Here is a 19466-nt window from a genome sequence, read left to right as displayed (position 1 = left end):
TCATTTCTTAATTATTTTTACTTTTCTGATTTTCAGGTTTCGGCTGAATACTCAACACACGATCCCCGAAATAACGTTCTACTTTGATTGGATAGCTGAATTGCAATGCTGTTTGTAAGGTGCCAAAGTCATTGACTGGATATGAACCTGAAACTTTTAACGACTTCAATTGAGGGGCAATATCTATATATTGGTGTTGATAGCGCCCAATCTCTTGAAGCAATTTTTCCAACGGCATTTCAAAAGCCATGACCATGTGGTTTTTCCATGCCAATATATTCGGATCTAAACTTTGTAATGCTTTAAAATTGCGATCATCAAAGCATAGCTGCTCACCAGCATGGACAATTTTAGTGTGTTTGGACTGGTTCAAACTGACTTTCACTGCGCTTTCTATGACGCCTAGACAGGTTTGCTTTTCACTGTTGTTGAAATACTGAACATTAAATACAGTGCCAAGCGCTTGCAGATTTGCCGATTCAGTTTCGACCAAGAATGGGCGATAAGCATGATTTTTTTCTTTGGCCGTACGTATTTGTATTTCGCCATAATGTAATTTTACAATACGTTGTTGCGCTGTATAACGCACGTCCAAAGCCGTATGGGTATTTAATTGAAGTTGTGTTCCATCTTCCAGCTCAACCTGTTTCTGCTGACCCACCGCAGTACGATAATCCGATAACCATATATAGCGATAATCCGAGTTCCATAGCATGACACTGCCAAAACACAGTAAACAGGCAATCACCAGTTGTTTGTTTAAATTAAATTGGGCATTTTTCTTGCCTTGCTGAATCAGCTGCTGCCCATCTTCGGGAAATTCCTCAAGGCTATACAATAAGCGTTCGGCTTTAGACCATGCAGCTTGGTGTTGGGAACTTTGCTGTTTCCATTGTTCAAATTCAAGCTGTTCAGTTTCATTCAATGGTGCGTGTTGGATTTTAATGATCCATTGCGCTGTTTCTTGATAAATTTGATCATGCAACATGCAGGCATTAATCCATAACAGCTAAACATTGACTCAGTACTGAAACCAGATCACGCATCACGGTTCGGGTAGAAATATTTAAGCGTGTTGCAATTTCCTGTTGAGTCAGCCCTTCTAATTGTGACCAAATAAAGACCTGTTGCTGGCGCTCAGGCAATTGATTGAGTAATTGATTAATCAAACATAAAGATTCAATTGCCGATATTTTTTGCTCAGGTGTAATTTCATCATATTCAGGTCTGCTTGAAAGCGCCTCTAAATAGGCTTTTTCAATCGATTTACGTTGATACCAATTAATCAAAATTCCCTTGGCAACAGTGGTCAAAATTGCACGCGGCTGATCAAAATACAATTCATCTTTACGCTTTAAGATACGCAGAAAAGTATCATGGGCTAAATCAGCGGCATCTTCACTATGGTTGAGGCGACGTTTTAACCATTGATATAACCAAGAATGGTGATGACGATATAGCGTGCTAATAGGATCAGACATGTTTAAAGAGAATGAGAATTATTAGCAATATCTTAGCAAAAAAATAAAGAAAATGAGAGCTCAGTTTGCCCTTTTAATTGAATTTTTTAATTTATCCAACTCATTTATAAGACTACGCAACATACTCTAATGGGATATATGGTAAATCTTAAACAAAATTTAATTCAAAATTATTATAATTTTATCAAAAGTTTATCGCTTTTAAATAAAAAATTTCTCGATCATCCTCAAGATGACCGAGACACTGTTTATTACGTATTGACTATAATTTATTGACTGATCGCTTGATCCATATTTTTAGCAAATTTTTGAATATCACTGGCTTGAATTGTTGTTTTACCTTTGCCAATCACTTGAAATTGTTGTGCTGCCGTTTCCTGCATTTTGACTTTACCTGTTGCGATATTGGCATCAAAACGTTGCATAAATTCATCCACATATTCCTTCTCAGTGACAATATGATCACCATTCGCATCGGTTGCAAAATATTGTTTGTCACGCGCTGTTAGGTAATCTCCAAGCGTTACATAGTTTTTCCCTTGACCATATTGGCTAATAAATTCGTTGATGTTACTTGGCATCGGCATCGAAATTGGTAGTTTCACGCGGAATCCATCATGCGTTGCATTACTATTGCCCGCTAATTTGGCATCTTCTACATTTACTAAACCATCCAAGTTTTTATCAAACTCATTAAAGGTTTTTAAACCTGTCTCCTGAAATTCCTTTAAAGTCAGTTTCTGGTCTTTATTATTATCGAGAATGCCATAACGTACATGCGCCTGTTTTTCTGACATTTCACGGCGCTGTTTAAGTAATGGCTCTAAACGTGCTTGCTCGTATTGAACAAACTGCACTTGATTGACTTTTTTATTCGCCTTAAACAATTCGGCATAGTCTTGAGTATATTGTTTAATTAAAGTACTACTGTTCTGCTCTTTATTATTTGGATGGTAAAGCACATACAATGCATATGCCTGTTGATAAGCATTGGATTGATCGACTGTAGCAGCAATCGCTGATCCAGCAGTTGCCATTGCAGTTAAACTGGTCATCCATAGCGCCAATTTTTTCATGTTCGTTTCCTTGGAGGTGAATATTTGTTGAATTAAAAAATTCTTTCCATTTTGCTATTTAAAAAATCAATATTTAAATTCGATACTTGTTATATCGATTACCCTCATCCTACCCCTATTCATATAGCTCAACAGGGTTTAAATTGATGAGGGAGAAATCTTATTAAATGATATTAATCATCATTAAATGTGTATATTTCAGGTCATCCAGTATCTTCAAATCAGAAGTAAAAATATGGATTACAAATATACACACACAATCAACAAATGAGAATAATAATCAATTACAATTTTATTTACAATAACAATGTTAGTAGATCTGCTTTTCAACCTTCAACAAAATCCATCAAAATATTGAAAAATAATAAATATTTATAATTAAACTTCACTTTTTTATAAAGGTTTGAACATGACTTTAGGGAAGAATCTGTATTTTTCGATGATCTTACTGCCTTAAAATTCGTATATTTTGTTGTTGTTTATATTTTAAAATGTCATTTTCAGTTTAGCTTTTCCACCTCAATCATCCTATTGTTAATATAAAAACTTATGCATCTTTCCTTTTTATTTCCTTTTTATTTCTCGTTATATTTAGGTTTGTCTATTTTTTATTCTGATTGGCGTTATTAAAATATAAACACTCAAATATTAAAGATCTTTCATAAATCAAATAATGATCATGTAGAGTGAATCATATTGGTATTGAAAGTTCCTTCTCCCTTTGGGAGAAGGCTAGGATGAGGGCGCTTTTATGTTGATTTATGGTTTTAAAAAGGACTTATGAAAGAAGTCTATTAACCATAATAATCAAGTATTATAAAAATTCTAACAGCAAAAAATATTAATTTTTAGGTTTTAGCATAAAATTGATTTTGTTATTTTTTATTCAAGGCTTGCGGCTTTTTCTAGGGTTGAGGATTTTTCACTGATGCCCTATTTCTGAGTTTGCTCGTGCTTTTATCCAGTCACTAAATGCTTTAACTTTAGGTAATTCATTATTTTTCAATGATGTAATATAGTAGTGCTGATCACATTTTAAATACATGTTTTTAAATGGCATTACCAGCTCACCACTTTCCAAGTCTTTTTCTACTAGTTTTTTACGTCCCATGGTAATACCCAAGTGATTTTTAGCAGCAATTAAAGCCAGATCAGATCGGTCAAAACTCATCTCTGAAGAATGATCCATATTTACATTAAAATGCTGCGTCCAACTGTTCCATTCATCTGCGCCTGTGCCGTTACTCCATGCTTGGCAGTCATGCAGCAATGTGCAGTTTTTTAAGTTGTCTAGATGATCGTAGAGGTTAAATTTTTCAGCATATGCAGGACTACATACGGGGATAATATATTCGTCCATTAAATACTGATAATTCAACTGAAAAGACGGTTGATTGTCAAAATAAAGCGCAATATCAATTCCGCTACGTTGAAAATTTACATCCTCATTGCCCGTTAAAACTGAAAGTTGAATCAATGGATAGCGTTGGATGAAATCAGGCAATTGGGGCACTAACCAACACTGAGCAATCGATGGTCTTGCATAAATCGTGAGTGAGCCAACAAGTTGCTGATTTTGCAGTGCCTTAATTTCAACGTTTAACGAGTCTAATGAAAATTGTAAAGCAGCTAAAATCCGCTGTCCTTCAGTGGTTAACTTTACTTTACGATGCAAACGTAAAAACAGTTTGATATTAAGTTCTTTTTCTAACAAATTAATTTGGTGACTTACCGCACTTGGGGTTAAAGACAGTTCTTCAGCGGCGAGTGCAAAAGACTCATGTCTAGCCGCAACTTCAAATGTATACAGTTTTGAGAGCTGAAAACCGGTTAGATTTTTATGTGCGTTGGTCATGCCTTTTCCTTTTTGCTGAAACAAAATGATTGATCACATGCTTCTTGCTGTCCTATGCCCATATAAATAACGTATAAATCATTTAAAAATCAAAATTTATTTAGGATTTATTTTTCAAGTGAATTATTTTAACCCGTAGATCAAATATCATCGTTTGACGGATTTCTCTGGTTTAACTTCAATAGACAAAGAACAACTTTTGTCACAGAGATATATGGTATGGAAACCAATTTCGTGGATGTCAGTATATTATTAACCAGTATCGGGTTAATTATTTTCACTATTTTAAAATTTAAACTGCATCCCTTTTTAGCTTTACTTCTGGCAAGCTTCTTTGTCGGTGTAGCAATGAAAATGCCATTACTGGATATGGTCAATGCAATTGAAAATGGGATTGGAAGCACCTTGGGTTTCCTTGCTACAGTCATTGCATTGGGTACCATTCTCGGCAAAATGATGGAAATCTCTGGCGCTGCTGAACGTATCGCCCTGTCTTTGCAACGGTGTCACTGGATATCCAGTGATGTGGTCATGGTGTTGATTGGGCTATTTTGTGGCATCACTTTATTTGTAGAAGTTGGTGTGGTTTTATTAATTCCCTTGGCTTTTTCTATAGCGCAGCATACCAAAACCTCTTTGTTTAAATTGGCTATTCCATTATGCACAGCATTAATGGCTGTACATTGTGTGGTACCGCCACACCCTGCCGCACTTTATGTCACCAATAAACTAGGGGCTGATGTCGGTACCGTGATTATTTTTGGCTTAATGGTGGGTTTAGCCGCTGCACTGGTTGGTGGCCCACTGTTTTTAAAATTAGTTGGTCAACGTTTACCGTTTAAACCCGTACCTGTCGAATTTTCAAAGCTTACCTTAAAAGAAGAACACAACTTACCTTCTTTAAAAATCACCTTATTTACGGTATTTCTTCCAATCGGGTTAATGTTAATCAAAACTGTGGCTGAATTAAATAGTCATACATCCACTCAGCTTTCACACATTTTAGGCTTTATAGGCAATCCGATCACCGCCATGTTTATTGCGGTATTTGTTGCCTACTACACCCTTGGTCTACGTCGTAATATGCAGATGGGAAGCTTATTAAAAGCCACAGAAGACTCATTTTCTTCAATTGCCAACATCTTATTTATCATTGGGGCTGGTGGTGCATTTAACAGTATTTTAAAAGCCAGTGGTTTAGCTGACTCAATGGCTGTTACGCTTTCCCACTTGCATATGCATCCAATTTTACTTGCTTGGTTGGTTGCGCTGATTTTACATGCAGCTGTAGGCTCTGCCACTGTTGCAATGATGGGTGCAACTGCAATCGTTGCGCCAATGTTACCGCTCTATCCGGATATTAGTCCTGAAATCATGGCGATTGCGATTGGTTCAGGTGCCATCGGTTTTACCATTGTGACCGACTCTCTATTTTGGTTAGTCAAACAATACTGTGGTGCTACATTAAACGAAACCTTTAAATACTATACCTCTGCAACTTTCCTTGCCTCCCTCACCGCATTGGGCTGCACCTTCCTGCTTTCTCATTTTATTTAAGCCTTTAGGAGTATTTTATGAACGCTCAACAGATTAATCAGCTGATTGCCCAATATCCAATTGTTAAAGACCTTATCGCACTCAAAGAAGTGGCGTGGTTTAATCCCAATTTTACCTCACTGGTAGAAGGGCTGCCCTATGTCGGGTTAGACCAAAAAGATATTGATGATGCCAGTGCACGTTTGACACGCTTTGCACCCTATTTGATGAAAGCCTTTCCAGAAACAGCGGCATCTCAAGGTATTATAGAATCCGAACTGGCAGCGATTCCTCAAATGCAGCAACAGTTGGAACAGTATTTTGGACAATCGATCCATGGTCAATTATGGCTTAAAAAAGACAGCCATCTTCCAATATCGGGTTCAATTAAAGCGCGTGGTGGTATCTATGAAGTGCTTTGTCATGCTGAAAAACTTGCGATTCAAGCACAACGCCTAAACATTGAGGATGATTATGCAAAACTGGATAGTCCAGAGTTTAAACAGTTTTTTAGTCAATACAGTATTGCGGTCGGTTCTACAGGCAATTTAGGCCTTTCTATTGGCATTATGAGTGCAAAATTAGGCTTTGATGTGACTGTGCATATGTCAGCAGATGCGCGTCAATGGAAGAAAGATAAGTTACGTGCGCACAATGTTACAGTAGTTGAATATGCTGAAGATTATGGTGTTGCCGTAGAACAAGGCAGAAAGGCAGCATTAGAAAATCCAAACTGCTTTTTTATCGATGATGAAAACTCACAAACCTTATTCTTAGGTTATGCAGTTGCTGGGCAGCGTTTAAAACAACAATTAGAACAAAAAAATATTTTGGTTGATCAACAACATCCTTTATTTGTTTATTTACCTTGTGGTGTTGGCGGAGGCCCCGGTGGCGTTGCATTTGGCTTAAAAATGGCCTTTGGTGATCATATACATTGTATTTTTGCCGAGCCGACCCATTCACCTTGTATGTTACTCGGTGTTGCAACAGGTTTACATGATGAAATTTCAGTTCAAGATCTGGGTATAGACAATATCACCGCTGCTGATGGCCTCGCTGTTGGGCGAGCATCTGGCTTTGTTGGTCGAGCCATGCAAAGGTTATTAGACGGTTTTTATACATTAACTGATGAAACCATGTATGTACTTTTGGGCATGCTCAATGATGCAGAACAGCTTAAATTAGAACCTTCTGCGTTGGCTGGTATGCTTGGACCAATTTTGACCAATCAACATCAAGACTATGCCGCGCTACATCACTTTAGCCAACAGCAATTGGAAAATGCTAATCATATTGTCTGGGGGACTGGAGGAGGAATGGTTCCAGATGAAGAAATGGAAAAATATTTAACCCAAGCGAAAGCCTATAAAAAATAATTTGTATAGCCTTGATTCTCACAGACTTTGATCTCATCAGAATTTGGGGCGGTAGCAGATAAATAAAGTGATTATCTTCTATCGCCCCAAATTAAATCCTTGAGTCAGGATTTTCCATCTGGAATTAAACGATCCCACCATTGACTCGAAGGACTTGGGCATTGACCCAATTACTCGCTTCATTTACGGCGAAATCCAACACTGCGGCAATATCTTCTACAGTGCCTAAACGCTCTAAAGGTGCAGCTTTGCTTAACTGAGCAATCAATTCATCACTTTTGCCTTCAAGAAAAAGTTCAGTTGCCGTAGGCCCAGGTGCAATGGCATTTACCGTGATATTTTTTCCTCTTAACTCTTTGGCTAAAATAGCCGTTAAGGATTCAATAGCAGCTTTTGATGCAGTATAAACACCATAAGTTTCGAGCTTCATACCCACCACACTGCTGGATAAATTAATAATTTTACCGCCCTTTTGCAGTCGCTTAGCAGCTTCACGCATGGTATATAAAGGGCCTTTAATATTAATTGCTAAAACTTGATCAATACTTTCATCGTCTAATTGTTCAATCTTACTTAATTTCAAAATCCCTGCATTGTTGATCAGCACGTCCAATCGACCATAGGTTTGAATTACATAATCAAATAATGCAGTCACTTCATTGGAATGGCTGATGTTGGCTTTAAATAGACTCGCTGTTCCACCTAACGCTTGAATACTACTCAAGACATGCTCCGCCTCTTTATCGTTACTGGCATAATTGATAATGATTTTATGGCCTTGCTGTGCCAATAAGCTGGCAGTAAATGCACCAATCCCGCGAGAAGCGCCTGTAATTAAAATCACTTTTTCTTGCTGTGTATGACCTGTTGTATGCATCGTGATGACCTCATGGAATAAAATATACCTCTAATCGCTTCTATGATACTGTTCAGATAAAACCAGATAATCTAGTTAAACCTGACATCTTTATCCGAATAAATCGAACAATTGGAATGGCGTATGGATAAACTCAATGCAATGTCTGCTTTCGTCAATGTGGTTGAACAACAAAGTTTTACCAAAGCTGCGCAGATCATAAATCTGCCACGTTCAACACTGACCGATGCAATTAAACAATTAGAATTCCAACTCAATACGCGCTTATTGTTGCGTACCACTCGTCAGGTAAAAGCAACCGATGAAGGCCATATTTATTATGAGCGCTGCAAATATATCTTGGGTTATATCAATGAGTCTGATCATGATTTTCTTGATGCAAAACCTCAAGGGCCTTTAAAAATCGCAGTTCATGGTATTTTTGCTACGCATTTTATTCTGCCAAAATTAGATGATTTTTTAACTGAGTTTCCACAGATACAGTTGCAACTCACCGAAAGCGACCGTTATGTAGATCTGATAAAAGAAGGCATTGATTGTGTGATTCGTATAGGTCAGCTCAATAATAGTGAGTTAATTGTCAGGCATCTGGGCGATATTCAACAAGTGACATTAGCCAGTCCAAAATACTTAGAAAAATATGGCACACCACAACGCTTAGACGATCTGCAATCACATTTTATGGTCGGATTTTATTCTTCTGCTCGACAAAAGCCACTGCCGCTTGAGTTTCTGACAGGCAAGAAAACACAGTTTTTTGAGTTGCCGTTAAAGATTCAAGTCAATGGTGCAAATACCTATGCAGCAGCAGCCAAACAGCATTTTGGGATCATCCAAGCACCGCGTTATGGTTATTTATCTGAGCTAGAGCAAGGCACACTTTGTCAAATTTTAACTGACTATCCTGTTCCATCCCTGCCTGTTTCTTTACTTTATCCATCAAAAACACTGGTTTCACCACGACAAAAAGTTTTTATCGAATGGATTGTACGATTGTTTCAGGATAATCGATTGCTTTGAAGTTTGAATCACGCTGCTTGGGATGGATATGATTAACTAGCGCTCTCTCGCATTAATCCCCATAGCATTTATACACCAACACTCAATTCCTGACTCCAAGTTGAATCAGGTTGTTGATAAAGATGCCAACACATATTTTTAACCGAATCCATCAAGGCAACATTCTGACTATCCCAACTTTCCAACATACAATAGGTAATATGGATGCCTTTAGGATGAAACTCTCTTGCCAAAGATTGTGCCAATGCCCGAATACTGGCAAACATACTCTGAGTTAAGCCATTGTTTTCAGCGATCAGGTTGGGCTGTGTTCCTAGAAAGATCAAAGTTCCTTGTGACTTTATCAGCATCTGTCGAATGATCGCTTGGGAAATATTTACCGCAGCCAAACCAGTATTTTGCCAAAGCTGTTCGATCTGTTGGACTGAAGCATCGGAATTCGACAATGATTTTGAAAAATCAGCTTGGAAAATACACAGTTCAATTGAATGCCCTGTTCGTTGAATATAGCCAACTAAATTTTTTAAAGCAGTCGGATTGATCAGATTCAAACGAACCCGCTTTAGACCTGAATCTTGTTGCTCAATCTTTAGATTAGTTTGCGTAGGATCATGCTGAACTTGATATACAGGCATTGTGCTGTTGTGTGCTTGATCCACAAAAAGCTGGCTGAGCGAGTGAGTTTCATTGCCAATTACAACGATACAGCCCTGTAGTTTGGATTTTTTTCTCAGCAATGGAGGAATTAAATTGTACATATTAGAATTTCTCCTGATAAGGACGTAAATCCAGCTCATGGGTCCATAAATCACGCTTTTGTTGATAAAGCATCCAATAATTTTCAGCAATCGCTTGGATATTTAAACCACCTGTGCCTCGTGTAAGTCTCAGTAAGCGTCCTAAACCAAATACCGCCTTATTGACACGATCACCATCGACCATGCCATCAACAATAATATGTGCAACATGGATGTTTTGAGGCTTATACATCTGGGCGAGATGCATCGCATAATTACGTAATGCGGATTTGCCCATGGTAAATGCCGCAAAAAAAGGTTTACCACGAAGAGATGCACTTGCCCCGGTAAAAATCAGTGTGCCATATTGCTGTTGTTCAAAGATTTTTAAGGCTTGTTGCGACACTAAAAAAGCCGATAAAAAAGTAGAACGCCACATTTGAGTAAAAAACTGAAGAGAGGTCTTTAAAAAAATTGAGGGAATATTGCCCCCCACATTATGAATAACAGCGACGAGATGCTCCTTTTGCGCATTCCTCTCCGCAAAAAAAGCCTGTACTTGTTGTTCATTTTCAGCATCCAAAGCATGTGCTACGGCATGTCCACCCTGCGCATTGATCGAATCAGCCACGGCTTGCACTTTCGCTAAAGTACGCCCCACAACATGTACTTTTAATTTTTCTTGAGCAAAACGACGACAAACTGCTGCTCCAATTCCTTGTTCAGCACCTACGCCCATAACAACCACACATGGAAGTGTTGCTATATTTTGAGATGTTGCATTCTGCGTATTCATAGCAAGTCTAACCATTGAGCAATAGAAGGATAAGCTTTAATTTTAGCGCCCCAAATTTTACTGGTGCGGACAATCTCTAAAAGCTGCGAACCTACTGCAATATCAGCCAGTGTTTTAACCTCGCCAACCAGCCATCCTGTTTGCGCCAACACCAATTCGATACGCTCTAAATGACGAGTAAATTCCGCTTCAATATCCTGCTTAGCCATACGACCTGTACCTTGCATTTTAAGTTGCAGGTTTAATGTTGCTTTGAGCAAGGGTTTTAACAGATATATTTCATGTTTGGGGCGACCTTTTGCACTCATTTCAACCGCATGATCTAAGGCATCAGCATCACTGACACGAAAGTGCACCTCATAGAAATATAACAACTCGTCTGACCAATCTTCCCAAAGCTCAACATAGGCCTTTTGTAAAGGATCTTCAGGATATAAACGTGGTAAGTCTGGGTAAGCATCATCAAGATAACGTGCAATACGAGTACTGTCCTGAATACGTTGACCATCAATATCTAGAACAGGAACCTTGCCTGCTTTACTGAGCATTGGCACTTTTGCACCCAGTACACCGTTATAATCCACAGTCTTATAAGCGATCCCTTTAAATTGCAACATTCTGGCAACTTTTTGGCAAAAAGGAGAGATTTCCCATTGATGTAATACAACTGAATTCATTTTATATTCTCAGCTTAACTTTGGGTCGATTGACATTCGATGAGCTACATCACAGGATCAGCACTTAATACTTCAAAGCTCTGATTTAAAGCCCTGATCCAAAAATTCTAGTCCAAAACCATAATGCAGAAATAGAATCTTTCAACGACGGATGATCATATTGGTTGCTGTTGCATGTGCATACAATTTTCCTTCTTCATCTCGAAGATAGCCTTCTGAAATGACTAAGTTTTTCCCTACGTTGATGACTTTACCTTCAGCAATCAACTTTTTATTAAACGGCATCGGACGGCACATTTTTATCGCAAGATCAGTAGTTCCATAGCCCTCACCCACAGCCAAGACGGTATGTGTGGCACACCCTGTTACTGAATCCAATATCGTTGCGGCAAAACCACCATGTACCCCACCCAATGGATTGCTATGACGTTCATCCGCAATGGCCATAAATACAATGCGACCATATTCAACGTCTCCGACTTCCTCCATCCCCATAGTTTTTGCAATACCAGGCGCTGGCACCAGTCCTTTTTGGAATGCTTGCATAATTTCCAGACCAGTCATATTGAGTGGATTCATCAGTATTTCCTATTTTGATAAATAAAATGCTTATTGGAGAAGGGTTGATTGTTCAGGAGATAAACCAATTTTTACTTTAGTTTGTGCGACAATTTCGGATTCATCAGTATCATTCGGATGAAAATCAAACTGATAATAAGAGAAAAATTGTGGTACCAGCTTACGATAGGCTTGCACTGTAAACCCAGCAAACTTAGTCCAAGACTTAAGGTTTAATAATTGTTTATCTCTCGACATCAACACCACTTGATATACATTAGAAAATAGTGTGATCAGCACAAGACTAAATGTAAAAATCGCCACGCGAGGAATGTAGGCATCTAAGCCCTTGCCATATAAGTATTCATACATGTCATAAGCCACAGCCTTATGTTCGGTTTCTTCAACGCTGTGCCATAACCATAAATTACGAATAGTAGTATCAGTCATTAATTCATTGACATTTTTCATCATCTCCACCACCAACACGGCGGTGTAATGTTCCAGACCCACAGTCACCAAGAGATTCCATTTTTTAGGAAAAGTACGTTCTACCGCTTTTAATATGATCCCTGTGACTTTTTCTAAGGATTCAGGATCTAAACCATATTGTTGTGCACTGACATGAAAAGCATGATGTTCTTTAGAGTGCATGGCTTCTTGTCCAATAAAGGCACCAATATCACGATCTAATTGTGGGTTGTTTTTAATTTTTTCACGTAAAGCGCGCACTGAACGGACAAAGTACGATTCACCTTCAGGAAAAAGTGTCGATAGACCTGTGAAGTAATGGGTAAAGGTTGGTTCATCATTACACCAATACTTGGGCATATCCTGAAATTGATAATCCATGCGACGTACTGGAAATGATGCAGGTGTTTTTTGCTTTGATTTTTCTTTCACCGCTGATATAGACATGGTTCACCTCAAGAATTTATCTTAAAATAACAAGTTCCAAAAAAGAACTTATTGAGTTAAAATAATGATCCATGCTGATCTTGTCAATGGTCTGAATACGCTAAAGCTTCAGGTTGTCCTTAAATGACAGTATCATTCCTATAAAGACAAACTGTAAAGACAAAAGATAAAACCAAGCTGTCAAAATAACATGATGATGAAATAATAAAGTAATAAGTTAAGGGCTGAACACCTTGAAATGAATGATTTAATTACATGAATTTTATCTATTTCAAACAATCTTAGAACTTTACTGATGATCCAAAATGTATGTAGACAATCAGCTTTTTCAGTACTTTCATTCGCATATAAATAATTCTTCCTATTTGTGTTTTGAGAAAACATATGAACAAAAACATCCCTCTTACTTTAAAAAGTTGTTTGATCAGTTTAGTACTTATTAGCATAGTCGGTTGTGGGACTGGCGCTGATTCCTCAAATAATCAATCTGAAATCAATCAACAGAAACAGACTCTCTCATCATCAAATCAGCATAAAAAGCATGCGGCTAAAGATCAAACAGGAAAATTTATTGCGATTTACCAACCCGCTAGAAATGCCCAAACCAAGATCGAAGAAAAATTCTGGCGCGCGAATTATTTATTAGAAGACTTTGCGGAATATATGAACAGCTATATCAATATACCGCAGGATATCAAGGTGATTGCCAAAGAATGTGGTGAAGTGAATGCATTCTATGATGCTGATACTTCCACAATAGAGATGTGTTATGAATTAGGTGAAGAACAAAGAGAGCTATTTTCTCAAGCAGGTGCTAAAGGTACCGAACTTGAAGATGAGCTGTTTCAAAGCGCACTTGGTACTTTGTATCATGAGGCAGGCCATGCCTTGATAGATACACTTGCATTGGATATCCCCTATAAATTCGAAGAGGATTATGCTGATCAAGTCGCTGCTTATATCCTAACAACTTATGATGAAGATAAAGATTATTTAATTTCTATTTCAGACTCTTATGGGCTAGAGCAACAAGGGCCAGCCGTTTCAAGAAAACTTACACCAGAGGGGCACTCACCTGAATGGGTAAGAGCAGAAAATTTCTTATGTTATGTTTATGGGTCTGACTCGCAAAAATATGCGTATCTGGTCAAAGAAAAATACTTACCCAAAAGCAGAGCACTTGGCTGTAAAACTGAATATTCAGCATTGGTTCAAAGATGGGATGCTTTGCTTAAAAAACATTTAAAATAAACGGTCGTCAATAAATGCAGGAACCATTCATTCCTGCAATATCCTGCATGCTCAGCTATAAATTTAAATGCTGTTCTGACTCTTCGCATTTTCACACGTTGCCTAATCATTCATCCTATAAAAATATGACTAATAAAATTAATCTTTTAAAAGTAAGGTGCTTAGTTGATATCTTAGATCTCAGCAACAATTAAAATTAAAGTTAAACATCACACTTAATCTCTCCATCAAAACTGATTAAGCTTTCCCAGTTTTATTTTCTATTTCTATCTGGATTTTTGACTCGATTTCTAGCGCTATTGTCATGTCAATGATTTGTCATAAAGATGACACCTTGCTGTCACAAGCGCTGTCTAATGTGTGGGCATCTTTATTATGGACGAAGCACATGTTAAAAAAACCGAAACGATGGTTATCGTACATTTATATTTTCCCCATTTTACTGGCACTCACCGCTTGTAATGATTCAAATGATGATCAGGCCACTACACAGCCTGATGGATCTAAAAAACCATTAATGCGTTGTGCACCATAAACATAAAAATACCAAAGGGAAATATTGTGATTAATCGTCGTCAATTTTTAGCAAATACACTTAAAACAAGTTTTGGTGCTGCTGCCTTATCTACATTTCCAGCCAGCATTCAAAAGGCATTGGCTATTCCTGCAAATAATAAAACAGGAACCATTCAGGATGTCGAACATGTGGTTATCCTGATGCAGGAAAACCGCTCATTTGACCATTATTTTGGTACATTAAAAGGCGTTCGTGGTTTTGCCGACCGCCTAACCATTCCTTTGCAAAATGATCGTATTGTATGGCAACAACAACGAAGTAACGGTGCCTTATTAACGCCTTTTCATTTAGATGGATCAAGTAATAATGCACAACGTGCACCCGGTACAAACCATACTTGGGTGGATAGCCAAAAAGCTTGGGACAACGGCCGTATGTCAAACTGGCCAACCCATAAAACTGATTATGCAATGGGTTATTTTAAAGAGCAGGAAATCCCTTATCAGTTTGCTTTAGCCAATGCTTTTACCATTTGCGATGCGTATCACTGTTCAATGCACACAGGTACAGATGCCAACCGCTCATTTCATTTAACGGGCACCAATGGCGCAGTACCGACCAGTACCGCATTTGTGAATAATGAATGGGACTGGATTGATGGTGATCCCCAAAACGTTGATGTCGGCTACACATGGAAAACCTATGCTGAACGTTTAGAAGAAGCAGGTGTTAACTGGATTTGCTATCAAAACATGCCGGATGAATGGGGCGATAACATGCTCGGTGCATTCCGTACCTTTAAAAAAGCCAATATTGCTTCAGGCTATCCAGTTTCAAGTGGTGGTGCGCCAAATAGTCCATACAATAAAGCAGCGCAACCATTGCCTTATAAAGCTTATGATGCCGTAACTGATAATGCTAAAAATCCATTGTATAAAGGTATCGCAAACACCCTGCCCGGCAATAAACCCGAAGAGTTTTTAGATGCTTTTAAAAATGATATCAAAACAGGCAAACTCCCCCAAGTGTCTTGGATCAATGCACCTTCTATCTATTGTGAACATCCAGGTCCATCAAGCCCAGTACAAGGTTCTTGGTTTATTCAAGAAATCTTAGATGCTTTAACAGCAGTGCCAGAGGTTTGGAGTAAAACCGTTTTCTTGATCAATTTTGATGAAAATGATGGTTATTTTGACCATGTTCCGTCTCCATCAGCACCGACCTTACAAGCAGACAATACTTATGCGGGCAAATCCACACTCAGCCAAGCTGATATGCAGCATGAATATTATCTACATGACGCGCCTTTGGGTAGCGACAGAGACAAGCAGCCTAAAAAAGACAATGGTGTTTATGGACCAGGTCCCCGGGTACCACTCTTTGTAATTTCACCGTGGAGTCGTGGGGGTGTGGTTAACTCTCAAGTGTTTGATCATACGTCTGTATTAATGTTTTTAGAACAACGCTTTGGGGTAAAAGAAACAAATATCAGCCCTTATCGTCGTGCGATTTGTGGTGATTTAACCTCAGCATTTAACTTTAAAACCCCAAATGAAGATGTATTGCCAGAATTAAATGGTAAACAAACCCGTGAGCAAGCAGATCAACTTCGTTCAGCTCAGCAGAAATTACCAAATGTTCCGATTCCAACCAATTTACAACTTCCAATTCAAGCCAGTGGTATTCGCCCATCTAAAGCATTGCCTTATGAATTACATACCAGTGCACGTTGTCAAAATGATGGAACAGTTAAACTCTTGTTCTCGAATACAGGGACTCAAGGCGCAGTTTTTCATGTCTATGATAAGTTAAATCTCAGCCGTGTCCCACGTCGTTACATTGTAGAAGCGGGTAAAACATTGGACGATGTTTGGAATGTGAAAAAGGATAATCAAGGCTTATACGATCTTTGGGTAATGGGACCAAATGGTTTTCATCGCCATTTCAAAGGTGATTTGAATCGTAATCAAAGCCTGCAAATCAATCCTGAAATTCGAGTGTGTTATGATATTGCCAATGGTAATGTTTATTTAGACCTGACCAACATGGGCACAAAAGATGTTGAATTGGTCATTAGCCCAGTCGTCTATCGTAGTGACGCAGCGTTAAAAATCAGTGTAAAAGCAGGTCAAACATCAACACGACATTGGGAACTGAAAGATACATGGCAATGGTATGATTTTGCCGTAACTTGTACTCAGGACACTAAGTTTTATCGACGCTTTGCAGGACGCGTTGAAACAGGTGCAGATTCTGTCAGTGATCCAGCGATGGTTTAATATTTAAAGGATTTTGAATATTCAATTTTTTAGATTGTTAACACTGAATCAAAATTAACAGCACCCCAGATTTATTTAAAACTGGGGTGCTTTTTTATAGTACCTACTTAGGAACAGGTCACCCCTTCCATCACCACAGCTTTATTGGCTTCTGTCGCAACAACAGAAGCGGCAATCGCTTCGACAACCTTACTCAATGACTGTCGTGAAACACTGACTATATCAACAATTTTATTGCCATCTGCACCAACTGCATCGGTAAATGCCATTCGACAACTGAGTTGTCGGTTAGGCAACACTGCATTCTGTGTAGCTGTTGGCTGATTTAAGGGTCTGGCTGGATCATCACGTTTAATAATCCAAGCAACTGCCACCTCAATATCCCGACTCATCGAACCCATTAACGAACGTGTGTTGGAGTGTTCGATAATATCAAAGCGAGAAAAGTCGGTTGCAATACGGTAAGAGACTTTACCACCCGTCATACCACTGCTGTAACGATCGACAGCACCTAATTTCTGTTGCAAACCCGCAGACAAACCATCACGTAACTCTGCCCCCAACGTGGACGTCCAGCGTTCATTATCCAATACATTAGATTTACCACTGCTGTCCTGTAAGACTAAGGGGGCCCTGTTTAAACGGTCGGGTAATCCCACTGGCAGTACTTCAATCACCCGTACATTTGAACTCACCAACGGTTTAACCGTTGGCGTCAAGCTATAGTAGTTTGGTGTAGGCGAACTGGAACAGCCCGTTAAACCCACAACGGCCAATAACAGAGCACAACCTGCTCGACTAGACTGCGGCAAATAGGACAGAAAATGTGAGCTATTTTTTTTATTTAGCATTCTTAACCTCAGGCGTTTTCCCACGAATGAGTGATTCTGGGTGTTGTTCAATATAGTCAGCCATTAGCTGTAAAGATGCGGCAGCACGTGTCATTTGCTGTAAAGCACGGCGTACATCCTGTTGCATTGGCGCATCACTGGATAGAATGGTTTCAGTAGAGCGCATGGTTTTACGTACATCATCCAAAGTCGCCTGTAGTCCTGGCGCAACTTTGCCATCCAACTGTTTCACCAATTTATCTGTAGAGCTAATCGCTGAATTCATATTATTGAGGGTTTTACGTACATCCTGCCCAATTTCCACCAATGGGAATTTATTCAGTTTATCCGCAATTTGCGATACTTGTGCTTGTAATCCCTTCAACTCGGTTGGTGTGGTTGGAACCTCAATCACACCATTTGATCTGATGATTAAGTTTGCTGGTTTTGCTTTAGGGAATAGATCAAAGGCGATATAGTTCTGCCCTGTCAGTAGATTTCCGGTGCGCATCTGAGCACGCCAGCCTCTTTCGATAAAGCGTTTAAAAATAACACCATCAGGATCAAGTTCTTTGCCATTGGCTAAACGAGATGGATAAATGACCCCCTCAGCCCGCATCCGAATCTGAGTATAATTTGCATCAAACTCCGCATTAATCGACTGAATATTACCAATTTCAATCCCCATAAAGTCAATCGGTGCACCTGCCGACAAGCCACGTAAAGACTGATCAAAATACATGATGATACGGTGTGGATTGCCATCTGGCTCTTTCAAAGCTTCAGTACGAGAATCCCATAAATTAAAACGACTTTGATCCGAAGCAACAGCAGCATGTGAATTCTCAGGATAACCGAAAGCAATCCCGCCAGCGATAATACTCACCAGAGACTGGGTATCTAGCTTAAATCCTGATGCACTTAAGCTGACATCGACACCACTGGCCTGCCAAAAACGCGCATCTGTGGTCACAAACTTATCATAAGGTGCTTGAATAAAGGTCTGTAACTCAACACTCTTACCATCTTTGGCCAACTGATAAGCCGTGATTTGACCCACATTGATCTGACGATAATAAATAGGAGAACCGATATCCAGTGAGCCTAGGTTATTGGCTTTGAGGAAAAAGATTTTACCCGGTACATCTGATGAGATGACTGGAGGAACTTCTAAGCCAGTGAACTCATCCTGTTTTTGTTCTGCCTTACCGCCATCAACCTCAATATAAGCACCCGACAATAAGGTATCAATTCCTGAGACACCACTGGCACCGATGCGGGGGCGAACCACCCAGAAGCGTGAGTCTTTTGCAGCAAAATTACTGGCATCCTTACGCAGTTCAATTTTGGCAATGACATGTGAATGATCATCGGCAAGATCAATTTGGCGAACAAGACCGATATCCACTTGTTTAAAACGAACAGTCGTCTTACCTGCAACCAGCCCTTCAGCCGTTCTAAAAGCAACATTAATGGTCGGGCCAGTATCTAATACCGCTTTGACTGCCAACGACAGACCTATAAGCAAGGCAATAAACGGAATCAGCCAGATCAACGATGGTCGCCAGCGTCCTTTATTTTTCTCAGGTTCAGGCAAAATCTGCTGCGTTTCATCTACAGCATGAGGATCCTGATGATCTGAGCTTTCGTTATTGGTTTTATTTTCAGACATACACACC

General features: G+C 39.1%; 18 protein-coding genes. 6 read left to right on the top strand and 12 right to left on the bottom strand.

Translation table 11 applies throughout. The features are described from left to right. Window positions 1-7: 7 nt before the first annotated feature. The 4 genes from CQZ96_RS18625 to dsdC form a co-directional block, all read right to left on the bottom strand. Window positions 8-988 carry a FecR domain-containing protein gene (locus CQZ96_RS18625; RefSeq protein ID WP_105713484.1) on the bottom strand — a complete coding sequence of 327 codons (981 nt, stop codon included), beginning with the start codon at window positions 986-988 and terminating at the stop codon, window positions 8-10. A 7-nt stretch (window positions 989-995) separates the two neighbouring features. Then, the gene (locus CQZ96_RS18620; RefSeq protein ID WP_004717675.1) at window positions 996-1481 is read right to left on the bottom strand and encodes a sigma-70 family RNA polymerase sigma factor; all 486 of its coding nucleotides are present in this window, start codon (window positions 1479-1481) and stop codon (window positions 996-998) included. 269 nt (window positions 1482-1750) lie between these two features. Further along, the gene (locus CQZ96_RS18615; protein ID WP_105713483.1) at window positions 1751-2557 is read right to left on the bottom strand and encodes a hypothetical protein; all 807 of its coding nucleotides are present in this window, start codon (window positions 2555-2557) and stop codon (window positions 1751-1753) included. Window positions 2558-3479: 922 nt separating this feature from the next. Next, complete coding sequence (gene dsdC / locus CQZ96_RS18610) at window positions 3480-4412, bottom strand: DNA-binding transcriptional regulator DsdC (RefSeq protein ID WP_004717679.1); 933 nt, start codon at window positions 4410-4412, stop codon at window positions 3480-3482. A 219-nt stretch (window positions 4413-4631) separates the two neighbouring features. On the opposite strand from dsdC, the gene dsdX reads away from it, so the two are divergent. After that, window positions 4632-5969 (top strand): D-serine transporter DsdX, encoded by a 1338-nt coding sequence (gene dsdX, locus CQZ96_RS18605; protein ID WP_105713482.1) that lies wholly within the window; start codon window positions 4632-4634, stop codon window positions 5967-5969. 17 nt (window positions 5970-5986) lie between these two features. Continuing rightward, entirely contained in the window at window positions 5987-7327 is a 1341-nt protein-coding gene (locus CQZ96_RS18600; protein WP_004717683.1) for a D-serine ammonia-lyase, read from the top strand. A 124-nt stretch (window positions 7328-7451) separates the two neighbouring features. Here the strand turns inward: CQZ96_RS18600 and CQZ96_RS18595 are convergent, their stop codons facing one another. Beyond that, window positions 7452-8204: an SDR family oxidoreductase gene (locus CQZ96_RS18595; protein WP_105713481.1), complete on the bottom strand. Its 753-nt coding sequence runs from the start codon at window positions 8202-8204 to the stop codon at window positions 7452-7454. 123 nt (window positions 8205-8327) lie between these two features. On the opposite strand from CQZ96_RS18595, the gene CQZ96_RS18590 reads away from it, so the two are divergent. Further along, a complete protein-coding gene (locus tag CQZ96_RS18590) occupies window positions 8328-9224 on the top strand; it encodes a LysR family transcriptional regulator (RefSeq protein ID WP_105713480.1) in 897 nt (298 codons plus the stop codon). A gap of 68 nt (window positions 9225-9292) precedes the next feature. Here the strand turns inward: CQZ96_RS18590 and CQZ96_RS18585 are convergent, their stop codons facing one another. From CQZ96_RS18585 to CQZ96_RS18565, 5 genes are all read right to left on the bottom strand, one after another. Next, window positions 9293-9982, bottom strand: coding sequence for an oxidoreductase (locus tag CQZ96_RS18585; RefSeq protein WP_105713479.1), 690 nt, complete (start codon window positions 9980-9982; stop codon window positions 9293-9295). A 1-nt stretch (window position 9983) separates the two neighbouring features. After that, window positions 9984-10757 carry an SDR family NAD(P)-dependent oxidoreductase gene (locus CQZ96_RS18580; RefSeq protein ID WP_105713478.1) on the bottom strand — a complete coding sequence of 258 codons (774 nt, stop codon included), beginning with the start codon at window positions 10755-10757 and terminating at the stop codon, window positions 9984-9986. Further along, window positions 10754-11434 (bottom strand): glutathione S-transferase family protein, encoded by a 681-nt coding sequence (locus tag CQZ96_RS18575; RefSeq protein ID WP_105713477.1) that lies wholly within the window; start codon window positions 11432-11434, stop codon window positions 10754-10756. The genes CQZ96_RS18580 and CQZ96_RS18575 overlap by 4 nt, the downstream gene beginning before the upstream one ends. Window positions 11435-11575: 141 nt before the next feature. Continuing rightward, window positions 11576-12013 (bottom strand): PaaI family thioesterase, encoded by a 438-nt coding sequence (locus tag CQZ96_RS18570; RefSeq protein WP_105713476.1) that lies wholly within the window; start codon window positions 12011-12013, stop codon window positions 11576-11578. Between the two features lie 30 nt (window positions 12014-12043). Beyond that, complete coding sequence (locus tag CQZ96_RS18565) at window positions 12044-12910, bottom strand: metal-dependent hydrolase (RefSeq protein ID WP_105713475.1); 867 nt, start codon at window positions 12908-12910, stop codon at window positions 12044-12046. Window positions 12911-13294: 384 nt separating this feature from the next. On the opposite strand from CQZ96_RS18565, the gene CQZ96_RS18560 reads away from it, so the two are divergent. From CQZ96_RS18560 to CQZ96_RS18550, 3 genes are all read left to right on the top strand, one after another. Then, the gene (locus CQZ96_RS18560; protein ID WP_105713474.1) at window positions 13295-14161 is read left to right on the top strand and encodes a DUF4344 domain-containing metallopeptidase; all 867 of its coding nucleotides are present in this window, start codon (window positions 13295-13297) and stop codon (window positions 14159-14161) included. 388 nt (window positions 14162-14549) lie between these two features. Next, window positions 14550-14696, top strand: coding sequence for a hypothetical protein (locus CQZ96_RS18555; protein WP_166781954.1), 147 nt, complete (start codon window positions 14550-14552; stop codon window positions 14694-14696). Between the two features lie 26 nt (window positions 14697-14722). Then, the gene (locus tag CQZ96_RS18550; protein ID WP_105713473.1) at window positions 14723-16957 is read left to right on the top strand and encodes a phosphocholine-specific phospholipase C; all 2235 of its coding nucleotides are present in this window, start codon (window positions 14723-14725) and stop codon (window positions 16955-16957) included. 107 nt (window positions 16958-17064) lie between these two features. On the opposite strand, the gene CQZ96_RS18545 is transcribed toward CQZ96_RS18550, so the two are convergent. Together CQZ96_RS18545 and CQZ96_RS18540 are read right to left on the bottom strand one after the other, a co-directional pair. Then, a complete protein-coding gene (locus CQZ96_RS18545) occupies window positions 17065-17808 on the bottom strand; it encodes a PqiC family protein (protein ID WP_105713472.1) in 744 nt (247 codons plus the stop codon). Further along, window positions 17798-19465 carry an intermembrane transport protein PqiB gene (locus CQZ96_RS18540; RefSeq protein ID WP_167468956.1) on the bottom strand — a complete coding sequence of 556 codons (1668 nt, stop codon included), beginning with the start codon at window positions 19463-19465 and terminating at the stop codon, window positions 17798-17800. The genes CQZ96_RS18545 and CQZ96_RS18540 overlap by 11 nt, the downstream gene beginning before the upstream one ends. Between the last annotated feature and the right edge of the window lies 1 nt (window position 19466).

It is taken from the genome of Acinetobacter sp. MYb10 (assembly GCF_002980175.2).
Classification (GTDB): Bacteria; Pseudomonadota; Gammaproteobacteria; order Pseudomonadales; family Moraxellaceae; genus Acinetobacter; species Acinetobacter guillouiae.
Note: the sequence above shows the minus strand (reverse complement) of the source record. Positions and strands in the feature narration are given on the sequence as shown.

Coding starts and splice junctions, on each gene's coding strand:
- CQZ96_RS18545 (WP_105713472.1), bottom strand. CDS start 17,808: ATGCTAAATAAAAAAAATAGCTCACATTTTCTGTCCTATTTGCCGCAG.
- CQZ96_RS18555 (WP_166781954.1), top strand. CDS start 14,550: ATGTTAAAAAAACCGAAACGATGGTTATCGTACATTTATATTTTCCCC.
- dsdC (WP_004717679.1), bottom strand. CDS start 4,412: ATGACCAACGCACATAAAAATCTAACCGGTTTTCAGCTCTCAAAACTG.
- CQZ96_RS18620 (WP_004717675.1), bottom strand. CDS start 1,481: ATGTCTGATCCTATTAGCACGCTATATCGTCATCACCATTCTTGGTTA.
- CQZ96_RS18585 (WP_105713479.1), bottom strand. CDS start 9,982: ATGTACAATTTAATTCCTCCATTGCTGAGAAAAAAATCCAAACTACAG.
- CQZ96_RS18560 (WP_105713474.1), top strand. CDS start 13,295: ATGAACAAAAACATCCCTCTTACTTTAAAAAGTTGTTTGATCAGTTTA.
- CQZ96_RS18615 (WP_105713483.1), bottom strand. CDS start 2,557: ATGAAAAAATTGGCGCTATGGATGACCAGTTTAACTGCAATGGCAACT.
- CQZ96_RS18575 (WP_105713477.1), bottom strand. CDS start 11,434: ATGAATTCAGTTGTATTACATCAATGGGAAATCTCTCCTTTTTGCCAA.
- CQZ96_RS18580 (WP_105713478.1), bottom strand. CDS start 10,757: ATGAATACGCAGAATGCAACATCTCAAAATATAGCAACACTTCCATGT.
- CQZ96_RS18595 (WP_105713481.1), bottom strand. CDS start 8,204: ATGCATACAACAGGTCATACACAGCAAGAAAAAGTGATTTTAATTACA.
- CQZ96_RS18600 (WP_004717683.1), top strand. CDS start 5,987: ATGAACGCTCAACAGATTAATCAGCTGATTGCCCAATATCCAATTGTT.
- CQZ96_RS18625 (WP_105713484.1), bottom strand. CDS start 988: ATGTTGCATGATCAAATTTATCAAGAAACAGCGCAATGGATCATTAAA.
- CQZ96_RS18570 (WP_105713476.1), bottom strand. CDS start 12,013: ATGAATCCACTCAATATGACTGGTCTGGAAATTATGCAAGCATTCCAA.
- CQZ96_RS18565 (WP_105713475.1), bottom strand. CDS start 12,910: ATGTCTATATCAGCGGTGAAAGAAAAATCAAAGCAAAAAACACCTGCA.
- dsdX (WP_105713482.1), top strand. CDS start 4,632: ATGGAAACCAATTTCGTGGATGTCAGTATATTATTAACCAGTATCGGG.
- CQZ96_RS18590 (WP_105713480.1), top strand. CDS start 8,328: ATGGATAAACTCAATGCAATGTCTGCTTTCGTCAATGTGGTTGAACAA.